The sequence below is a fragment of the Paracoccus aurantiacus genome (assembly GCF_007993065.1).
Taxonomy (GTDB): domain Bacteria; phylum Pseudomonadota; class Alphaproteobacteria; order Rhodobacterales; family Rhodobacteraceae; genus Paracoccus; species Paracoccus aurantiacus.
This window is the reverse complement of sequence record NZ_VOPL01000024.1, coordinates 1-3,784: the sequence shown is the minus strand read 5'-3', so window position 1 is coordinate 3,784 and position 3,784 is coordinate 1. Positions and strand designations below refer to the sequence as shown.

Sequence of the window (3,784 nt, the reverse complement as noted above, 5' to 3'; positions counted from 1 at the left end):
TACGGTTTCCCCCGCCATCTCGGCGGCCCGCTGAACTATGCCGACCGCATCGGCGCAGAAGCCCTGATCACGCGCATCGAGGCCTATGCACAAGAAGACCCCCATTACTGGCAGGTCCCCAAACTGCTGCGAACCCTCGCTCAGTCGGGAAAAACCTTCGCCGATCTCAACAAGGAGTAACCCCATGAACCTCGAATTCTCTGATGATGAAAGGGCTTTCCGTGACGAGGTGCGCAGCTTCCTGAACGACCGGTTGCCCGACGACGTTGCGCGTGCGGTTGCCGAAGGCCGGGAACTGGAAAAGGAACAGATCCTGCGCTGGCAGGCGATCCTGAACGAAAAGGGCTGGGTCGCCACGACCTGGCCCAAGGAAAACGGCGGTCCGGGCTGGACCGCGGTGGAACGGCATATCTTCTCGGAGGAATGCGCGCTGAACAATGCGCCGCGCATGCCACCATTCGGGCTGAACATGCTCGGGCCGGTTCTGATCAAGTTCGGCAGCGAGCAGCAGAAGGCCGAGATCCTGCCGCGCATCATCGACGGCACCGACTGGTGGTGTCAGGGCTATTCCGAGCCGGGCGCCGGGTCAGACCTTGCCAGCCTGAAGACGCGCGCAGTGCGAGATGGCGATGACTATATCGTCAATGGTCAGAAGACCTGGACCACGCTTGGTCAGCACGCGAACAAGATCTTCTGCCTCGTGCGCACCGATAACGAGGTGAAGCCGCAGGCCGGGATCAGCTTCCTGCTCGTCGATCTCGACACACCCGGCGTCGAGATGCGCCCCATCCGTCTGATCGACGGCGGGTATGAGGTGAACGAGGTCTTTTTCACCGATGCCCGTGTCCCCGTTGCCAATCTGGTCGGCGAGGAAAATCAGGGTTGGACAATCGCGAAGTATCTTCTGACGCATGAACGCACGAATATCGCGGGTATCGGCTTCGCCACCAAGGATCTGGAACGCTTCCACGAACTTGCAGCCGAAGTCACCCGCGACAGTCAGCGCATTGCCGATAACCCGATCTACGCCGCGCGCGCCGCGGAAATAGAGGCGGATCTCGAAGCGCTCAGGATCACCAATCTGCGTATGCTGGCCAAGACGCGGGACGGTGCCGCAGGGGGTGTTGAAAGCTCGCTTCTGAAGCTGAAAGGGACGCAGATCCGCCAGTCGCTGCAGGACCTGTACCGCTCGGCGCTTGGACCGCAGGCTGCACCCAACGCGGATGATCTGTCGGACAACGAGCTGACGGTTCCCGTCGACGCAGCGCGTGCCGCGCCCGTCTATTTCAACCATCGCAAGCTGTCGATCTTCGGCGGTGCCAATGAAATCCAGCGCAACATCGTTGCCAAAGAACTGTTCAGGGGGTGATCGTCATGGACTTCAACCTTTCCGAAGACCATCAGATGCTGTCGGACACGCTGCGGCGTTTCCTGGCAGATAACTACGAGATCGAGGCGCGTAACGAACAGGCCTATGCTGCGCCCTATCACTCTGCTGATACGTGGGAGGCATTGGCCGGCCTGGGCACGGTCGGTGCCTTCATCAGCGAAGAACGTGGCGGGTTCGGGGGCAGCGCCGAAGATGTCGCCGTGGTGTTCGAGGAAATCGGCCGTGCGCTTTGCGCCGAGCCGATGCTGGGCACGCTGATGGGCCTGCGCCTTCTCGCCGATTTCGGCTGCGAGGAACTTGTCGAGGCCGTGATCGGCGGCGAGGCGCGATGCGCGCTTGCGATTTATGAACCCCAGGCGGCCTGCGACTTTAGCCACATAAAGGCAGAGGCACGGCAGGAAGGGGACCGGTGGTTTCTGACAGGCCGCAAATCGGCGATCTACGGTGCGCCCGGTGCCGATTACGTGCTTGTCGCTGCGCGGACAGGGCAGGGGATCGGTATATTTCTTGCTGAAAAGCCCGAACTGATCGAGGCGGCGATGATCGATGGCGGCGGTATCGCCGATCTGGTCATGGACGGTCTTCAGGTCAAGTGCCTGTCGCCCGATGCGACGCGCCAGATCGAAGACGTGCTGGATCTCGGTCGCATTGCGCTCTGCGCCGAGGCCGTAGGTGCAATGACCCATCTGATCGAACTGACCGTGGACTACATGAAACAGCGCAAGCAGTTCGGACGGGAAATCGCCAGCTTTCAGGCGTTGCAGCATCGCGTTGTCGACATGCTGGTCGAATTGGAACAGGCCCGCTCGATCACGATTGCGGCGGTGGCCGCGTATGGCTCGCCTGATCAGTCGCGTGTGGTTTCCATGGCCAAGAACCTGATCGGCCGCGCCGGACGTCACATTGCAGAGGAGGCAATTCAGCTTCACGGCGGCATCGGCATGACCTGGGAATATCCCGGCGCGCATTATGCCAAGCGTCTGGTGATGATCGATCATCAGCTTGGTGATCGCACCGATCACGCCCTGCGCATTGCAAGCAGCGCCCCCACGCGAGAGGCTGCCTGATGGTCAGTAACGGTCAGACCAATGGCAATGGCGGGGGTCAGCTTCCGCCGGATGTTGACGGTTCGGGGGCCTCCGATCTGGTGGGCTATCGGTCCTACTGGCCGGGTGAGGTCGGTGGCGCATGTTCGCTTGAAGTCGGACCCCAGCATCTCAACCGCCTTGGCATTCTGCATGGTGGTTTTGTGTCGATGCTGCTGGACAATGGCTGCGGCATCGCGGTGCGCAATGCGGTAGGCAATGCCGATGCGGTCGTGGTGACCGTCTCGATTGCGATCAATTTCATCGACAGCGTCAGCGAGGGTCTTGTGACCGCGACGGGCCACGTCGCTGGTGGCGGCAAGTCGATGAAATTCGCCGAGGCGGAACTTCGCGACGCAACCGGAAGGCTGCTCGCCAGTGCAACTGCAACATTCCGCGTCTTCGGCACTGCCTGATGACCGGAAAAAGAGGGAAAAAGCGATGAAGGTTCTCGTGCCGGTAAAACGGGTGATTGACTATAACGTGAAGGCGAAGGTGAAGTCTGACGGTTCTGGTGTCGATCTTGCGAATGTGAAGATGTCGATGAACCCCTTTGACGAGATTGCCGTCGAAGAGGCGATCCGGCTGAAGGAAGCGGGCAAGGCCGAGGAGGTCGTGGTGGTTTCCATCGGCGTGAAGCAGGCGGCGGAAACGCTGCGCACGGCGCTCGCGATGGGGGCGGACCGGGCGATTCTGGTCGTGGCCGCCGACGATGTGCATACCGATATCGAACCGCTGGCGGTCGCCAAGATCCTGAAAGCCGTGATCGACGAAGAACAGCCGAAGCTGGTCATCGCCGGCAAGCAGGCCATCGACAATGACATGAACGCGACCGGCCAGATGCTGGCGGCACTGCTCGGCTGGGGTCAGGCGACCTTTGCCAGCAAGGTGGAAATCGAGGGCGAGGCGGCGAAGGTCACGCGTGAGGTCGATGGCGGTCTGCAGACGATTCAGGTCAAGCTGCCCGCGATCGTCACCGCCGACCTGCGCCTGAACGAGCCGCGTTATGCCTCGCTGCCGAATATCATGAAGGCGAAGAAGAAGCCCCTGGATGAGAAGACGGCGGCGGATTACGGCGTCGATGTCAGCCCGCGGCTGGAAATCGTCTCGGTCAAGGAACCGGAAGGGCGCAAGGCCGGGATCATCGTCGGCTCGGTCGACGAACTTGTGTCGAAACTGAAAGAAGCGGGGGTTGTGTGATGGCTGTTCTGCTGCTGGGTGAAGTCACCAATGGAGAGCTGAGCGTCGATGCCACCGCCAAGGCGGTGAACGCGGTCAAGGGCTTAGGCGATGTGACGGTGCTGTGCGC

General features: G+C 61.2%; 5 protein-coding genes and 1 pseudogene. All 6 read left to right on the top strand.

Annotation, left to right across the window (positions count from 1 at the left end):
* The coding region (locus FQV27_RS18985; protein ID WP_186827384.1) for a hypothetical protein at positions 1 to 180 on the top strand (180 nt) is incomplete at its 5' end.
* Between the two features lie 4 nt (positions 181 to 184).
* Positions 185 to 1,369 (top strand): acyl-CoA dehydrogenase family protein, encoded by a 1,185-nt coding sequence (locus tag FQV27_RS18645; protein WP_147101598.1) that lies wholly within the window; start codon positions 185 to 187, stop codon positions 1,367 to 1,369.
* 5 nt (positions 1,370 to 1,374) lie between these two features.
* Positions 1,375 to 2,457 (top strand): acyl-CoA dehydrogenase family protein, encoded by a 1,083-nt coding sequence (locus tag FQV27_RS18640; protein WP_147101595.1) that lies wholly within the window; start codon positions 1,375 to 1,377, stop codon positions 2,455 to 2,457.
* Entirely contained in the window at positions 2,457 to 2,891 is a 435-nt protein-coding gene (locus FQV27_RS18635; protein WP_147101591.1) for a PaaI family thioesterase, read from the top strand. The genes FQV27_RS18640 and FQV27_RS18635 overlap by 1 nt, the downstream gene beginning before the upstream one ends.
* Positions 2,892 to 2,916: 25 nt before the next feature.
* The gene (locus tag FQV27_RS18630) at positions 2,917 to 3,675 is read left to right on the top strand and encodes an electron transfer flavoprotein subunit beta/FixA family protein (protein WP_147101587.1); all 759 of its coding nucleotides are present in this window, start codon (positions 2,917 to 2,919) and stop codon (positions 3,673 to 3,675) included.
* Positions 3,675 to 3,784, top strand: a pseudogene (locus FQV27_RS18625) (electron transfer flavoprotein subunit alpha/FixB family protein); the annotation flags it as partial. The gene FQV27_RS18630 and the pseudogene FQV27_RS18625, both read left to right, overlap by 1 nt.